The organism is Ruegeria sp. C6 (genome assembly GCF_056537625.1).
Window position 1 is genome coordinate 659941 of sequence record NZ_JBQFRW010000002.1, and the last position, 15804, is coordinate 675744.

12 protein-coding genes are annotated in these 15804 nt (G+C 55.5%); 5 read left to right on the forward strand and 7 right to left on the reverse strand.

Annotated elements, in window-relative coordinates; all coding sequences use genetic code 11:
- Nucleotides 1-171: 171 nt before the first annotated feature.
- A complete protein-coding gene (locus ACR0MJ_RS10545) occupies nucleotides 172-1752 on the forward strand; it encodes an FMN-binding glutamate synthase family protein (RefSeq protein WP_170407824.1) in 1581 nt (526 codons plus the stop codon).
- A gap of 6 nt (nucleotides 1753-1758) precedes the next feature.
- Here the strand turns inward: ACR0MJ_RS10545 and ACR0MJ_RS10550 are convergent, their stop codons facing one another.
- From ACR0MJ_RS10550 to ACR0MJ_RS10565, 4 genes are read right to left on the reverse strand one after another with little or no spacing between them, the layout of a single operon-like run.
- Nucleotides 1759-2415: an ABC-type transport auxiliary lipoprotein family protein gene (locus ACR0MJ_RS10550; protein WP_170407827.1), complete on the reverse strand. Its 657-nt coding sequence runs from the start codon at nucleotides 2413-2415 to the stop codon at nucleotides 1759-1761.
- The gene (locus ACR0MJ_RS10555; RefSeq protein ID WP_480760912.1) at nucleotides 2412-3728 is read right to left on the reverse strand and encodes an MlaD family protein; all 1317 of its coding nucleotides are present in this window, start codon (nucleotides 3726-3728) and stop codon (nucleotides 2412-2414) included. Before ACR0MJ_RS10555 ends, ACR0MJ_RS10550 begins: the two co-directional genes overlap by 4 nt.
- Nucleotides 3729-3733: 5 nt before the next feature.
- Nucleotides 3734-4549: an ABC transporter ATP-binding protein gene (locus tag ACR0MJ_RS10560; RefSeq protein WP_170611638.1), complete on the reverse strand. Its 816-nt coding sequence runs from the start codon at nucleotides 4547-4549 to the stop codon at nucleotides 3734-3736.
- A 1-nt stretch (nucleotide 4550) separates the two neighbouring features.
- A complete protein-coding gene (locus ACR0MJ_RS10565) occupies nucleotides 4551-5675 on the reverse strand; it encodes an ABC transporter permease (protein WP_480760913.1) in 1125 nt (374 codons plus the stop codon).
- Nucleotides 5676-6071: 396 nt separating this feature from the next.
- Between ACR0MJ_RS10565 and aspT the strand changes: the two genes are divergently transcribed.
- From aspT to ACR0MJ_RS10585, 4 genes are all read left to right on the forward strand, one after another.
- On the forward strand, nucleotides 6072-7757 hold the full coding sequence (aspT, locus tag ACR0MJ_RS10570; protein ID WP_170407834.1) for an aspartate-alanine antiporter: 1686 nt from the start codon (nucleotides 6072-6074) through the stop codon (nucleotides 7755-7757).
- An 18-nt stretch (nucleotides 7758-7775) separates the two neighbouring features.
- Entirely contained in the window at nucleotides 7776-9392 is a 1617-nt protein-coding gene (locus ACR0MJ_RS10575) for a bifunctional aspartate transaminase/aspartate 4-decarboxylase (RefSeq protein WP_480760914.1), read from the forward strand.
- Nucleotides 9393-9483: 91 nt separating this feature from the next.
- A complete protein-coding gene (locus ACR0MJ_RS10580; protein ID WP_480761045.1) occupies nucleotides 9484-11349 on the forward strand; it encodes a PAS-domain containing protein in 1866 nt (621 codons plus the stop codon).
- Nucleotides 11350-12051, forward strand: coding sequence for a response regulator transcription factor (locus ACR0MJ_RS10585; protein WP_170394537.1), 702 nt, complete (start codon nucleotides 11350-11352; stop codon nucleotides 12049-12051). It abuts the gene before it with no gap.
- A 74-nt stretch (nucleotides 12052-12125) separates the two neighbouring features.
- Here the strand turns inward: ACR0MJ_RS10585 and ACR0MJ_RS10590 are convergent, their stop codons facing one another.
- Genes ACR0MJ_RS10590 through ACR0MJ_RS10600 form a run of 3 tightly spaced genes read right to left on the reverse strand, consistent with a single transcriptional unit; the run spans nucleotide 12126 to nucleotide 15704 of the window.
- Nucleotides 12126-13436, reverse strand: a complete 1311-nt coding sequence (locus ACR0MJ_RS10590) for an HlyD family type I secretion periplasmic adaptor subunit (RefSeq protein WP_480760915.1) — start codon at nucleotides 13434-13436, stop codon at nucleotides 12126-12128.
- Complete coding sequence (locus tag ACR0MJ_RS10595; RefSeq protein ID WP_480760916.1) at nucleotides 13420-15552, reverse strand: type I secretion system permease/ATPase; 2133 nt, start codon at nucleotides 15550-15552, stop codon at nucleotides 13420-13422. The genes ACR0MJ_RS10590 and ACR0MJ_RS10595 overlap by 17 nt, the downstream gene beginning before the upstream one ends.
- A complete protein-coding gene (locus ACR0MJ_RS10600) occupies nucleotides 15549-15704 on the reverse strand; it encodes a hypothetical protein (RefSeq protein ID WP_170561501.1) in 156 nt (51 codons plus the stop codon). Before ACR0MJ_RS10600 ends, ACR0MJ_RS10595 begins: the two co-directional genes overlap by 4 nt.
- Nucleotides 15705-15804 lie beyond the last annotated feature (100 nt).

The window sequence follows — 15804 nt, forward strand, 5'->3', positions numbered from 1 at the left end:
TGCTTTTGCTTGGTTCAACCGGCCTCGCTAACCCAACCGTTATCTTTGTTTGATTAGCAAGGGCTTGCGCAAACAGGTCAATTTGTTCCACGTTCTGGATGAAGAGCAGGGTCATGGACCCAATGTCCATTCAAAGTCACGCTGTCACAGCGCTACTCAGGGAGATAGGAAATGATTGTTCGCAGGCTTTACTATTTCCTCAGCTATGTCTGCTTGCCTTTGACTTTGCTTTGGGGTTTTTTCTGGCCACCCGCCCACTGGTTGCTGATCATACTGATCCCCTATGCGGTTGTCGGTCTCTACGATATGCTGACAACCAAGCATAATGTGCTGAACAACTACCCGGTACTGGGTCACTTCCGATATATGTTGGAGTTTGTCAGCCCTGAAATCCGGCAGTATTTCGTTGAAACCAATGAAAGCGGGCGGCCCTATAATCGGATCATCCGCAGTCTGGTCTATTCCCGCGCCAAGGGGCAGGTGGATACTCAGGCGTTTGGCACTCAGTACGATATCATGACGGTAGGTTATCACCGCGCTGATCACTCGCTATCCCCCAAGCACGTCGAAGAGAGCGAAGAACGGGTGATACTGGGCGGCCCTCAGTGCGACAAACCCTACAATGCGTCGCGTCTGAACGTATCAGCAATGAGTTTCGGTGCACTCAGCGCCAACGCAATCCGTGCTTTGAATGGCGGTGCAAAAGATGGGGGTTTTGCGCATAACACGGGCGAAGGCGGACTGTCCCCCCACCATCTGGCAGAAGGTGGAGACATCATCTGGCAAATCGGAACAGGATATTTTGGATGCCGCACGCCTGAAGGTGGGTTCGATAAGGACCTGTTTGCCGAAAAGGCCAAGAAAGATGTCGTCAAAGCGATCGAGATCAAACTATCGCAAGGGGCGAAGCCGTCTCATGGCGGGGTCCTACCGGCAGCAAAGGTGGATGAAGAAATCGCCGAGATTCGTGGGGTTCCAGTACATCAGGATGTGATTTCCCCACCCATTCATTCGGCCTTTGATGGACCGAATGGATTGATGCATTTCGTTCAGCATCTGCGAGAGATGTCAGGTGGCAAGCCCGTGGGCTTCAAACTGTGCATCGGTCGTCGATCCGAGTTTATGGCGATTTGCAAAGCGATGTTGGAAACTGAGATTCTGCCTGACTTCATCACGGTGGACGGCGCGGAAGGGGGCACTGGCGCTGCCCCGGTCGAGTTCACCAACCGATTGGGGATGCCGCTTAACGAGGCACTGATCTTTGTAAACAACTGTCTGCGCGGTATTGGAGTCCGCGACAAGATGAGGGTGATCTGTTCGGGCAAAGTGGCCACTGGGTTCGATATGGTCGAGAAATTCGCTTTGGGTGCGGATATGTGTAACGCGGCGCGGGCGATGATGTTTGCGGTGGGGTGCATTCAGGCGCTGCATTGCAACACCAACAGGTGCCCCTCGGGGGTAGCGACGCAAGATCCGATCCGTGGGCGGGCGGTGAATGTGCCACAGAAACGACAGCGCGTGCATCGGTTTCATGACGCGACGCTTGAAAGCTTCCGCGAGATATTAGGGGCTATGGGCAAAGCAAAAGTTTCCGACCTGCGCCCTGCCGACATCCGGCGCCGAAATGCGGATGAACGAGAGCGGTCTTATGCCGAGCTATACAGCTTTCTGGATGACGGCTCTCTGTTGGGCAAGACCATCCCTGAAGAGTTCGCCGCTGACTGGCAAGTCGCCTCAGCGAGCCAGTTCTAGCGACCACTAGCTAGGTCTTGATCGCGGGTTATTGAGCGTATGCGTATGGATTTTGCGGATGCTCCATTCCACGGCATCCCGCATTGTCTTGCCCAAGGCGATATCAAAGGCCTCCACCAGTTCGGGTGTTTTATCGCTCGTCGCCAGCACTGCTTCCTGGAATGAGCTTGAAGCGATGATCTTGTCCTCATACTCATCGATAATCTTGATATTGATGCGCACTTCTACGCGGACCGTTTTCGTGTCTTCGGTTTCGCTGATGACGATGCCCTGAAATTCGCGCAGATCAGGCGCGATCACATAGTCCGCTCTCAGGCCTACGGTCGAACGTCCTACGGCCGCGACCTTGCCCGAATTTTCGTAGCTTTCGACCATCAGCGCCTGCACAATTAACGGCGCGCGATCCACCCATCGGGCCCGCGGCAGATACTGTACCTGAAGCAAGGTGGGCTGCACGGCGATCTGATCGGTGTTCACGGCCGCCGTCGCTGTGGGCTCTTCGACAACGATCTGTTTTTGGATTCGCGGCAGCGATGACGAGAACGTGCTTTTGGGTGTCAGCAAATACAAGTCATTGGGCTTAGAAGCCTGCCGCAGCGTGCCCAAGCCCGTGCAGCCCGTCAAAGCGGCCAAAACCAGAGTCAATATTAAGGGCCGTATCATTGACGAAACTCCGATGCTTGGGTGCCTAACAAAAAGCGGGCCGGGTCGCGTTCGACCTTGTCGACCAATCTATCCATACTGATGACCAGACGCTGTGATTCCTCGATGAACCGGATGAACTGAGGCAACCCAACGCGCAAGAAGTCCGAAACCTGACGGCGGTTGTCCTGAACGATCCCGTCGATGGTTCCCAGCAGATCCGACGCCGATTGGGAGGCGCTGAGAACATCGTCGGAAATCTTGTCAATCTTTTCGGTGATATTCGAGACGGTTTCCGCAACCTGATTGGCCGCCTTACTCACATCTTCAGCGACAGGTGAGATATCCTCGTCCATCACGCGGTTTGCCGAGTCAAACGCCCTCTCTGCTGAATCGAGCGCCCCTTTGGCTGAATCCATAGTCGATGTAACCGATTCAAGGGTGGTGTTTGCATTCAGAACAGTCTCGCTGATTACCTCAAGCGTAACGCTGCCTTCATCTGACAGCCGAGTCAGCCTTTCGGCCAGGATTGACCCGCGTTCGATAAAGGGCCGGATATCTTCCTGAATCACGCTTTCAGCACTGGCAATGGCGTTATTTGCAGTCTCTAGCGTTGTTTTGGCGGATTCTGAGGTCTCTTTGATGCTCTTCAGCGTGTCCGTTCCTGTGCTCAACGTCGTCTCGGCCGTGTTCGCCAACGTATCCAGTCTCTTGGTAAATTCTCCAACGTCTTTGGCCGCACCGCCCAAATCGGACGAGAGCGACTGGAAATCCGTCAGAGTTTTATCCAGCTTGCCCGACGCTTCTGCCAGATTGTTCAGGATATCCGACACCGCCTTTCGGTTTTTGTCATCAACAACCGAATTGAGGTTCTCCAACAGGGTGACCGCCTTTTCCAGAACCTCTGGCGCACCCTCAAGCAAGGATTGAATCGAACTGCGCTTGCTTGGGATGACACTATTCTGGGCCAGCCTTTCTGCGGTTGGAGACCCTCCGGAAAGCTCAACATAAGCAACCCCTGTCACACCCAGAGATTGCAACTGTGCGATGGTTTCTTTGGTAACAGGGATGTCGGCATCAACCTCAAGCCGCACTCGCACCTTTGACGGGTCTTCTTTGTCCAAGTCCAAGGAAACCACCTGACCCACGGGCAAGCCGTTGTAATTTACGCCACCTGCAGCCGACAGGCCCGAGACATTGTCGAACAACACATCATAATAGGCGTATTGCCGGGTCACTTCGAATTTGGCGAGCCACAGAAAGAACCCGAAGGCACCAAGGATGCCCGCCAGGGTGAACGCACCGATCAGGATGTAATTCGCTCGGGTCTCCATCGACTCTACCTGTCCTGCCCCTTCTGTTGTGCCGCACGGGCGCGGGGGCCTGTGAAATATTCCTGAACCCAAGGATGGTCGACCTTGGTCATCTCTTCTATCGGACCTTCAACCAGCACGCGTTTTTCCGCAAGTACCGCAACGCGATCACATATGGCATAAAGGCTGTCCAGATCATGCGTTACCATGAACACGGTCAGCCCCAACGTGTGCTGAAGTTCCCCGATCAGGTCATCATATGCGGCGGCCCCGATCGGGTCCAACCCGGCAGTTGGTTCGTCCAGAAAAACGATTTCGGGGTCCAGCGACAGTGCGCGGGCCAACGCAGCGCGTTTGCGCATTCCACCGGACAGTTCCGAGGGGAACTTGCTGCAACTTAGTTGAGGCAAGCCAACGAGACTGATCTTCAGCCCACCTAGTGCGGCCATCAATTTTTCACTGATACCCGTGTGCTCGCGCAGAGGCGCCATCACGTTCTGCAATACAGTCAGTGAGGAAAACAGCGCACCGTCCTGAAATGCCACGCCCCAGCTTCTTTCGATCCGCTGACGTTCTTCTTCGGGGCCATTAAGAACATCGACGCCAAGAACCTCAATACTTCCCGACTTGGGCTTGTTCAGCCCGACGATCGTACGCAAAAGCACGGACTTCCCAGTGCCCGATCCACCGACAACACCCAGCACTTCACCGCGCCAGACATCGAGGTTGAGGTTGTCGTGGACCACTTGCTCGCCGAACTGGTTGGTTAAATTGCGCACACGAATAACGGCCTCGCGTTTCGTGTCGGATTGGGGCTTGTCCTGAAGCGCGGCTCCATCCATGTCAGATCCCCAACTCTGAGAAGAAGATCGAAAACAGGGCGTCGATGGCGATGACCATAAAGATCGATTGCACGACCGAGGCCGTCGTCCGCTGACCAACGCTTTCGGATGAACCTTTGACCTGCATAGCCTGCCAGCAGGCAATGACACCGATCACCAGTGCAAAGAACGGTGCCTTGATCATCCCGACGGCAAGCTGTGCGACGCCGGTATTTTCCTTCAACCGGGTCAGGAACATGCCGGGGCTGACACCGAGGTCGATCCAACTCATCAACGCTCCGCCGATCAGGCCAGCCATATCGGCAACAAAGCCAAGAATGGGCAACATGATCAACAGCGCCAGAACACGGGGAATGACCAGAACTTCAATCGGATCCAACCCCAGGGTGCGCATCGCATCAATCTCTTCCTGCACCTTCATCGAGCCAATCGAAGCCGTAAAAGCCGACCCGGAGCGACCTGCGACGATGATCGCTGTCAGCAGGACACCAAGCTCACGCAGGATCGAGATGGAGATCAATTCGACAACAAAGATCTCAGCCCCGAACTGTTTCAACTGCGTCGCGCCCTGGAAGGCCAGAACGACGCCGATCAGGAAACCCATCAAGGACACAATCGGCAGCGCCTTGAAGCCGACTTGCTCCATCTGCGACACCAACGCAGCACGACGCAGTCGCCATGGCATGATCAGAGTCCGGACCAATCGGTGCAGAGTAAGGCCAAGAAAGCCGATGATTGATAATGTGTCCTGCCAGGCGCCAAAAGTTTTTTGCCCAATCCGGGCAACCCAATTCACAAAGCCATGCGGCGGCAGTTCTTCTCCTGTAACCTCGGGTATGTTGTGCGATACTGTTTCGATCAATGACGAATGCGCAGGGGCCAACCCTTCGATCTGGACCTGAGCGCCCTCGCTTCCCATCCGCTGCACCAAATTGGCGACTAGCCAGGCCCCTCCGGTATCCAGCGATTCAACTTGCGACATGTCCACAATGACATCTTGGCCGTTGGGCTTTTGGGCGGCAAAACCCGCTTCTACACGATCCAACGATTGAGTGCGCAGATCTCCGGCAAGGCGGATACAAACGCCGGTTGCGCTGGTCTCGGAAATAATCGTCGGCCGTGTCATAGCGGTATGTGATGGCAAACACCGGGTCGCTGCAATGGATTTGTTCGAACCCCTCAGGATTTTGCGCCCGCGCATTGCGGTAGAGCGACAGTGAAGCCCATGGTTCCGATTCTGGAGCAGGCAGAGCGGGCGAGCCATGCGTTTCGCGTGTTTGCATTGTGGGGCAGGCTCAGTCAGGGTGTTCTGAATGAGGGCGGACAAGCAGAACTATTAATATTCAGATAATTATAGACAAATGTCCTTTGTAAGGTATCGTGAGGCCGAAGTTTTCCTGTTGCGGTTGTGTGTTCGAACAGGCGGCTTGGTCGGGCAGCAAGTGGGCCAATTGGGCGCTTCTTCACCTTGTCTCCGGCTTTTGCCTCAAATGCCTGTCAGGCGCGGATTGAGAGGTGATTGATGGTCGATTGGCTGGTGCATATTCTTCAAAACTACCCTGAATTGGCGGTGTTCCTGTCCATCGGTATCGGCTTTCTCGTTGGTCCCTGGAAACTGATGGGGTTCAGTCTGGGCACGGTCACGGCAACGTTGTTGGCGGCGGTGGTGATCGGGCAGGCCCAGATTGAAATCGACTCGGCGGTCAAATCGACTTTCTTCATCTTGTTCATCTTTGCTGTGGGCTACGGTGTCGGACCTCAGTTCATCCGCGGCCTGAAAGCAGACGGCGCGCGCGAGGTGTTCTTTGCGCTCAGCGTGCTCGCACTTTGCCTTGTAATCCCGATCATCGCAGCCAAGGTCGCGGGTCTGGAACTTGGCTATGCCGCGGGGCTTTATGCCGGATCGCAGACGATTTCAGCGGCGATCGGTGTTGCCACCGACCAAATCGGCCAGCTGGGCCTGTCGGCGGAACAGGCCAAAACCTATGCGAACCAGATTCCGATTGCCTATGCGGTGACCTATATTTACGGCACAATCGGGTCGGCCATCATTCTGGCCAAGATCGGCCCGCGTCTGATTGGCGTCGATCTGGTCGCGGCCTGCAAGGAATATGAGGCTAAGCTGGGTGGCACGACGTCGGTTGAAACCGGTGATGGCATCGTCTCGGCATATCGCGCGATCGAGGCGCGGGCCTTTGAGATCCCAGAAGGTAGCGATTTGCTAGGGCAACCGGTCAAAGATCTGATGCCCGGTATCCGCATCTATGCCGAACGCCTGAGACGCGACGGGAAGATCATAGAGGTAGATGATAACACCGTATTGCAGGCCGGAGATGTTGTGATGTTCTCAGGCCGCCGCGCTGATCTGGTGAGTTTGCTTGAGACCAATCTTACAGAAGCTGACGCGCCTGATCTGCTGAGCATACCGTCGGAAAAACTGGATGTGCTGATCACCAGCAAAGAGGTTCATAACAAGACGCTTGAAGAGCTAAGCAAACTGTCGATCGCGCGGGGCATTTATGTCTCGAAACTGATGCGAAACATGCAGGATTTGCCGCTGCTACCCGGGACAGTCGTGCATCGTGGTGACATCGTCACAATTCAGGGCAGCAAGCGGCATGTCGAGGCCGCAGTTGCCCAGATTGGCTATGCCGACCGCCCGGTAGACACCACGGATCTGGCCTTTGTAGGCTGGGGGATTTTCATCGGCGGCATCATTGGAACATTGTCAGTCATGATGGGTGGTTTCCCGATCAGCCTTTCCACTACCGGAGGCGCGCTGCTGGCTGGGCTGGTGCTGGGTTGGCTGCGTACGGTGCACCCGACCTTTGGGCGCATCCCGGGGCCGGCACTGTGGTTGATGAACACGCTGGGCCTGAACGTCTTTATCGCGGTGATAGGGATCACCGCAGGGCCGGGATTTGTCGCGGGACTGCAACAGGCCGGTATTGCGCTGCTGCTATGGGGAATCGTCGCGACTTCGCTACCAATGATCTTTGCAGTTTACGTCGGGCATTACGTATTCAAGTTCCACCCGGCTATTCTGTTTGGTGCCTGCGCAGGCGCACGCACCACCACTGCCGCGTTGGGTATGATCCAGGAAGCCGCGCAAAGTCGCATCCCGGCGCTTGGCTACGGAATGCCGTATGCGATCGGAAATACACTATTGACCATCTTCGGGATGGTCGTTGTTTTGATCCTAAGCTGATTTGGAGAGGTTCACGTAATGGATAGAGTAGCGCTGCACGATTACGAAGCACTCAGCCCGTTTCAGATCAAGGATGAGCTGATCAAACTGGCCTCGGCCGAGGCGCGTAAGGCCAATAGCGCTTTCCTGAACGCGGGGCGCGGCAATCCTAACTGGGTTGCCACCCGTCCGCGTGAGGCGTTCTTTGCCCTTGGTCAATTTGCCATAACTGAATCCAAACGTGTGATGGATCACCCCGCTGGTTTAGGCGGAATGCCGGCGCAAAAAGGTTGCCATGGTCGGCTGCAAAGCTGGGCGTCTGATAATTCCGAAACGCCGGGCGTCGATACGCTGCTTGAGCTCGTGGCGCATGCCATATCCGCATTTGATTTCGATGCGGACGAGTTTGTGCATGAACTGACGGATTCGATCATCGGTGATAACTATCCGGTGCCTGACCGCATCCTGAAACACAATGCCACCATTGCCCATGAATACCTGATGTGGTCCATGTGTCGGGGCCACCGGCCTGACGCTCAGTTCGATCTGTTCGCAGTCGAAGGCGGCACGGCGGCGATGTGCTACATCTTCAAGACGCTCAAAGCCAACCGATTGCTGAACCCGGGTGATACGATCGCGTTGTGTACACCGATCTTCACCCCCTATCTGGAAATGCCAGAGCTTGAGGATTACAGCCTTGAATCCGTCCATGTGGAAACCGACGAGGAAGACGGCTTCCAACTGACGGATGCCGCAGTGGAAAAGCTGAAAGATCCCAAGGTAAAGGCGTTCTTCCTAGTCAATCCCGGCAATCCGTCTTCGGTCGCGCTCAGTACCGCGTCACTTCGCAAACTAGCGGATCTGGTTGAAAATCACCGGCCTGATCTGATCGTGCTAACGGATGATGTCTACGGCACCTTTGTGCACGATTTTACCTCGGTCATGGGCCATCTGCCGCGCAACACAATCGGTGTGTATTCCTACTCGAAGTATTTTGGCTGCACCGGCTGGCGTCTCGGCGTGATTGCCGTGGCGCAAGATAACATCTTCGATCTCAAGCTGGCGGATCATCCGGATGAGATCAAACAGTCCCTGGACAAGCGCTATGGCACGCTCAGCCTGACACCGCGTGACATTCGCTTTATCGACCGGCTTGTGGCCGATAGCCGCGATGTGGCCCTGAACCACACAGCAGGCCTGTCGCTGCCGCAGCAGGTTATGATGACGCTGTTTTCACTCAGTGAATTGGTCGACAGCAAGAAAATCTATCAGACCGCCTGCATGGAGCTGGTTCATCGCCGTTTCAAACTGCTGACCGAAGCGATGGGCGTCGAGGTGCAGGCAGGTGAGCATTACGACGCCTATTACGGCATCATCGATTTCGAATATTGGTTGCGAAAATATGTCGGTGAAGATGTCGTGGCTTGGATCAAGCAGAATGTTCACCCATTGGATATTGCGTTCAAATTGGCGGAAGACTATGGGATCGTTCTACTGAACGGCAGCGGATTTGATGCTCCGGGCTGGTCGGCTCGCGTGTCCTTTGCGAACCTACCGGACGAGGCGTATTCGCAGATCGGAACAGCCGTTCGATCAGTGGCACGCGGCTATGTTCAATCCTACCGTGCCGCGAACAATTTGCCGCTGCACGGATAGGTAAATCTCCCTACACCTGCGCCTGAACTGGTGATACCCATGGGCGCAGGGGAGGACGAATTTGGACATTTCCGAACAGCGCATCAAGGCGATGACCACGGCTGGCCTGAACCTGATCGGTCAGGCGCTGTCAATTTATGACAGCCAATTGCGTCTCGTTGTCAGCAACCTGCGGTTTCAGGAAATGTTCGACCTGCCAAACGAACTTGTCGAGCCGGGGGCTCTGTTTCGCGACACAATTTATTTTCTCGCTAGCCGCGGGGAATACGGTTCGGTCGGCGATGTTGACGAGATGGTCGAGCTACGCGTTTCACAGGCCCTCGCGTTCGAGCCGCATTATATGGAGCGCACCCGGCCCAATGGTCAGGTGATCTCGGTCGAAGGTGCACCTTTGCCCAATGGGGGTTGGGTGGCCGTCTATACCGACATAACTCGCACGAAGCGGGTAGAAGATTTGCTGCGTGCCCGTTCAGAAGAACTGTCTGACCAACTTCTTAGCCATGCCGAAGAGCTTTCTGCAACCAACCGCAAACTGGCCGCAACCATCACCGCGCTGGAAGAAGCCAAGCGTCAACTGACCGAGATCGAGGCCCGCACGCGGATGACGACCGAGATGATGCCGGCTCATATCGCGCATCTGGATGCCGATGGACGATACGACTACTCAAACCGCCGCCTTAGTTCGGTCATGCCCGGCCGTCCGTCTGACATTCTGGGCCTTCATATATCAAAGGCTTTGGGGTCATCTGCCTATGACCGGGTAAAGCCACATCTGGAACAGGCCTATGGAGGCCAACCTTCGGTTTTTGAGTTTACCGAAGATCAGGATTCACGCCGCATTCGGGTATCGTTCACCCCGGATAAAGCGGGTGGTGTTTATGTCATGTCGGTGGATATCACCGAAGAAACTCAAGCCCGTGTTGCCCTTCAGCAAACGCGGCGCAGAGCCATGGCGGCGCAGATGACAAGCGGGCTTGCCCATGACTTTTCTAATTTGCTGACCATCATTCTGGGCATGCAGGCGCGATTAGAGAGGATGAATCTGCCCGAGGAAGCCGATCAGCTAGTCACGGCTACGCAACAAACTGCCCGACGCGGGGGGCAATTGCTGAATCGCATCGCAGACATGACCGGCAATCGCACGCCTCAACCTCAGGCGACGGATATGCGCGGTTTACTTGAGGATTTGCGAATCCTTGCCACCCCGTCCTTGCCGCGGGGCATGGGGTTGTCGGTGGTCAATACTCTACCCGACAAGGCGCTGATGCTCGATCCCGGCATGGTTCAGGATGCACTGCTGAACCTGGTTCTGAATGCGCGGGATGCTTGCGGCACATCGGGCCAGATCACGATCACTGCGCATGCAATCGGGACAATATGGGTTGAGATCACGGTGTCGGACACTGGCCCGGGGTTTACCGGGGAAGCATTAAAGAAGGCGTTAAACCCATTCTTTTCCACCAAAGGCAGCGATGGCTCGGGGTTGGGACTTCCAATGGTCTACGACACGGTAAAGCTGGCGGGCGGTGACCTTAATTTGCGCAACACGCCTTCTGGTGCTTCGGTCGTGATACGTTTGCCCTACCGTCCTGCCCCGTCCGCGCAAGCGGGTCTCGTATTGTTGGTTGAAGACAGCGATGACCTGCGCAGTCAGTTCCGGGACATGCTGGTCGATTTGGGGTGTTCGGTGATCGAGGCAAGCTCGGTCGATGAAGCTTTGACCTTGACGTCGGAAATCGGTGATATCGCGCTGGTTCTATCAGATATTAAGCTGGAGGGCGAAGGCACTGGGATCGACATTGTCGACCGCCTGAATGGTGCGTTGCCCTGTATACTGATGACGTCGCTGCCGCTAAATGACCCGCTACATCATCAGGCATTGACCCGTGCACCTGTCCTAAGCAAACCATTCACATCGTCGCAATTGTCGGCGTTGATCCGAACCGAGGCCGCCTGAATGACACAACCTTTGGTGACCATTCTCGATGACGAACCTGAAATCCGCCGTATCCTAACGGAAGCGCTGGAAGATGCCGGGTTTCAAACTCAAAGCTTTTCACGTGCCCGTGAATTTGAAGCTTCGCTGAAAAGGGTCACTCCGGATCTGTGTTTGGTGGATTTATCATTGCCGGATACTGATGGACTTGCACTTGTGCACAAACTTGCGCTTGAGCAAGGTGCTGCCGTCATCATCATATCAGGCCGCGCTCAGGTGCAGGACCGGGTAACGGGATTGGAGCTTGGCGCAGATGATTACATCACCAAACCATTTGATCCAGCCGAAGTAATTGCTCGGGTCCGCGCCCGGCTACGCTCTACTGGACCAGCAACGCCGAATTCAGACATAGCCGAATTCAATGGTTGGACCGCACAGTTTGATCGATATGTCTTGATCAATGCCGATGGCGTCGAGACACCTTTCAGTCATGCCGAAGGTGAGGTTCTGCGATTGTTTCTTGAAAGTCCCAAACGCCTGATCAGCCGCGCGCGCATGCAGGACATGTTGGGTGGCGGGGCAGGTGACAGCTTTGACCGCGCTATGGATGTTCGGATTTCCCGCTTGCGAACGAAGCTGGGCGAAGATCCCAAAAACCCGCGCCTTATTAAAACGATATATGGTGCGGGATATATCTTTCTTGGTGACGTGACCTGGTCTTAGTCGTCGGTCCCCCCCGACGCCTAAGATGTCTATCGGCTGGCGCTTTGCTATCTGCTGCCCATCTGTCGTTTTCTTCAATCGCGCAGCGCCTCGTCTTTTATCTTCAGAACAGGTTGGATCAGATAATCCAGAACTGACTTTCGCCCCGACAGAATATCGACCTGAGCGATCATTCCTGGGATGATTTCAACCGCTGTACCACCCGCATCCAACATCGTGTCTGAAGTCTGAATTTCGACGACGAAAACCTCTTCCTCACTTCGTTCCGAGCGAGTGATGGTGTCGGCACCGATTCGAACGATCTCGCCATCCAGACTGCCGTACCGCGAAAAATCGTAGGCCGTGATCTTGATTTTGACCTTTTGCTCTGGGTGCAGGAAGGCGATGTCTTTGGGTCGAACATAGGCTTCCACCAACAATCGGTCGTCCAACGGAACAATCTCAATCAGTTCCTCACCGCTTCGGGCCATCCCGCCGATCGTCGTCCGGTGAATCCGGTTTACGACACCCCGTACGGGGGCCCGGACCAGCGCGCGAGACGCACGGTCACGCAAAGAGGGCAGGGCAGGTTGCAAGGCGGCAAGCTCTGCCGAAACCAAAGCCAGATCAGTTAGTGCGGCACTGCGAAACCGACTGCGCGTCGCGCGGACCTTGTCATCCACTTCATCCAGCCCGGCTTTCAACCGGTTGATCATCGCCTCTGCTCTGACCTTGCGGCCTTTCCATTCCGCCTCGCTGCGGCGCAGGGCCAAAAGGGTTGTTGCCGGTTCCATCTTCTGTTCGACCAATGGCACCATCATAGCGCGCTCATCGGCCAACACATTCAGGGTCTCGGTTGACGTGACCTGGTCAACCAATCCCTCTTCGTACTCGCGTTGCCGCTGTTCGCGCTGTCGAGAGAGAATTGCAATCTCAGCTTCAAGTTCTGCTTGCCGACCGTGGTACAGCGCAGTCTCCGACCGCACGACATCTGGCGCGCCAGTCAGAAGATCGTCGTCGAACTCAAGCTCAGCCCCATCGATTTCGGCACGTAGTCGTTGTACGCGGGCCATCAAACCAAAGGCACGCTGTTGCTCTTGGCTCAACTCTCGTTCGATCTGAGTAGTATTCAGCTCCATCAGCAATGTACCAGCCTCAACCACCAGACCCTCGCGCACGTGAACGGACCGCAAAACACCGGGTTCGGTCGCTTCGATCACCTGAATATCGCCGGATGGCACGATACGCCCATCTGCCCTCACGACATCGTCGAGTTCAGTTAAATGAGCCCAGGCGACGGCGCTTATCAAACAACTGAGTATCAGGAGGAGCAGCAATGATCCCCGCAGCGGTGACCCTCCACGCATTTCACGGGCGAGGCTTTCCAGATCAGGATGCCGCGACATTCAGATGCCTCCCGGGTTTGCGAACTGTCTGGGTCAGGATGTTTTTGGGTCCGTCCATTGCAACTTTGCCATCCTCAATCACTATGACCCGATCCACCAGTTCCAGCAGGCTGGTTCGGTGCGTCACAATGATCATCGTGGTATCTGGCGTGGTCTTTTTAAGGCGGCGTATAATTTCGGATTCGGATTTGACGTCCATCGCGCTCGTAGGCTCATCCAGCAGCAGGACAGGAGGATGCCCGATAAGCGCCCGGGCCAATGCAATCGCCTGCCTTTGACCACCTGACAGTCCTTCTCCTCGTTCGGCTACAGGCTGATCATAACCCCGTGGGTGCCGCGCAATAAAATCTTCGACACCGGAAATGCGCCCTGCACGGATCAGTTCATCATCACGCGGGCGCACCGACCCGCTGGCAATGTTTTCCCGGACGGTGCCGGAAAACAGCCAGATGTCTTGCAAGACTGAACCAATGTTTCGCCGCAAGTCGCCGGGATCAATCTGGCGAATGTCCAGCCCGTCCAACATCACCGAGCCCACACGCGGTTGGTAGAGGCCCAACAAAAGTCGCGCAATCGTACTCTTGCCCGACCCGATCTGGCCCAGGACAGCGACTTTTTCACCGGGTTCGATTGTAAATGAGACACCTTTCATCGCGTCTTCCGATTGATCGGGATAGGCGAAATGAACATTGTTAAACGTTATCCGCCCGGAAAACTCGGATCTGCTGATCCAAGATTTGCCTTCAGGCCGCTCATTGCTTGCCTGCATTAACGTGTCCAGATTGCGGTAGGCACTGCGTGCCTGATTGACACGTGTCAGGGTTTGCGCCAATTGTCCCAGCGGTGCCAGGGCACGTCCGGTCAGCATCACCGCCGCAACAAGTGCCCCCATGCTCGTCTGGCCATCCGTGATCAGAAACACACCATAAAAGACGATAAGTACTTGCGCGGCCTGCTGAGTAAATCCAGTTAGGTTCAGGGCAAATTGAGTAACGGCCCTGCTGCGTGATCCGTAGTTTGACTGGCGTGCAATTGCACCTTCCCACCGCATTCGCATCTGCCGACTGGCGGCGGTTGTCTTGATGGTTTCCAAGCCTGATACAGCCTCAACCAGAACAGATTGCTTGGACTGTCCGTCTGCAAAACTTTGTTCAGCAAGACGCGACAGGATCGGTTGAACAGCCAGTCCGCTGAGAAGAACGACTGGTACAGCGAGTGCCGGGACAAGCGCCAGCGGGCCGCCCACCATATAGATCGCGAATATGAATACCGCGATGAATGGCAAGTCTACGACAGCGACGAGTGTGGCAGAAGTGAAGAATTCACGCAAAGTTTCGAATTCGCGGATTGTACTGGCCATTGCACCCGTTGAGCCCGTTCGGGACGACATGCGAATATTCAGCACCTGGTCAAATACTCGCCGTCCCATGAACATGTCAGCATTCTGGCCGGCGCGATCTATGAACCCCGCGCGAAGGAGCTTCAGCGCGAAGTCAAAAAGAAGCGCCAACCCCACGCCAAGCGTCAAAGCTATCAGCGACTCGGTCGCCTCGTTGGGCAAAACCCGGTCGTAGACGATCATGATAAAGACTGAGGTCGTAAGCCCCAGAACGTTTGCCATCGCCGCAGCCAGCGCCACCTGAACATAAGACCAGCGGTTTGCGGAAAGGGCCGACCAGAACCAATGACCCCGCTGATCCGCTTGATCTGTGTTAACTTCGTCGCGGTGCAAGGGTCGAAACAACAATGCATAGCCCGTGTAGACTTCGCCCACGCCGCTTTCGGGAACCTCTCCGATACCGTCATCCAAAGCGGGGTCGTAAAGCAATAGATCGCCATTGCGCGTGCGTCCGTGGTACACAACGGCGCGATCGCCTTCCAACAACAAGATCGCAGGTGCCAGCGGTGCATCAAATGCCGACAGCTTTCGCGCACCAAACCCGACCTGCAGGCCTGCTCGTTGTGCCGCGTGCATCGCATCGCGCACGGTCAACTCACCTGTATCGCCAGATTGGCAGGCGTTCAGTGCTGCAACTGTCAATGGCCGCTCAAGTGTCGCCGCGACATTCAACAAGCAAGCTTCCAATTCGGTCAGAGTTGCACGATCAACATTCATAGCGACTTATCCAGCGTGTCCATCGTGAACCCCGGAAAACCCAGAATGGTCTCGGTTCGGATCGATGAGGTGTAATTGGCCAAAGCGAAGTTCTGTTCTGCCAGAATCAGCCGTTCCTGTAGCTGCATGTCGTTGCGTTTCGTACCCGACACTCGGGATCTCGCAGTCAATACATCCATTCTAGGTTCATGACCTTCCGATACCCGCCAGTAAGGGGGCGCTTCACTACTATTGGAGTTCGTCTGAACGGGC

Bases quoted from the DNA above. Each gene is read 5' to 3' on its own strand.
- ACR0MJ_RS10545 (WP_170407824.1), top strand. From the start codon at position 172: ATGATTGTTCGCAGGCTTTACTATTTCCTCAGCTATGTCTGCTTGCCT.
- ACR0MJ_RS10550 (WP_170407827.1), bottom strand. From the start codon at position 2,415: ATGATACGGCCCTTAATATTGACTCTGGTTTTGGCCGCTTTGACGGGC.
- ACR0MJ_RS10555 (WP_480760912.1), bottom strand. From the start codon at position 3,728: ATGGAGACCCGAGCGAATTACATCCTGATCGGTGCGTTCACCCTGGCG.
- ACR0MJ_RS10560 (WP_170611638.1), bottom strand. From the start codon at position 4,549: ATGGATGGAGCCGCGCTTCAGGACAAGCCCCAATCCGACACGAAACGC.
- ACR0MJ_RS10565 (WP_480760913.1), bottom strand. From the start codon at position 5,675: ATGACACGGCCGACGATTATTTCCGAGACCAGCGCAACCGGCGTTTGT.
- aspT (WP_170407834.1), top strand. From the start codon at position 6,072: ATGGTCGATTGGCTGGTGCATATTCTTCAAAACTACCCTGAATTGGCG.
- ACR0MJ_RS10575 (WP_480760914.1), top strand. From the start codon at position 7,776: ATGGATAGAGTAGCGCTGCACGATTACGAAGCACTCAGCCCGTTTCAG.
- ACR0MJ_RS10580 (WP_480761045.1), top strand. From the start codon at position 9,484: ATGACCACGGCTGGCCTGAACCTGATCGGTCAGGCGCTGTCAATTTAT.
- ACR0MJ_RS10585 (WP_170394537.1), top strand. From the start codon at position 11,350: ATGACACAACCTTTGGTGACCATTCTCGATGACGAACCTGAAATCCGC.
- ACR0MJ_RS10590 (WP_480760915.1), bottom strand. From the start codon at position 13,436: ATGTCGCGGCATCCTGATCTGGAAAGCCTCGCCCGTGAAATGCGTGGA.
- ACR0MJ_RS10595 (WP_480760916.1), bottom strand. From the start codon at position 15,552: ATGAATGTTGATCGTGCAACTCTGACCGAATTGGAAGCTTGCTTGTTG.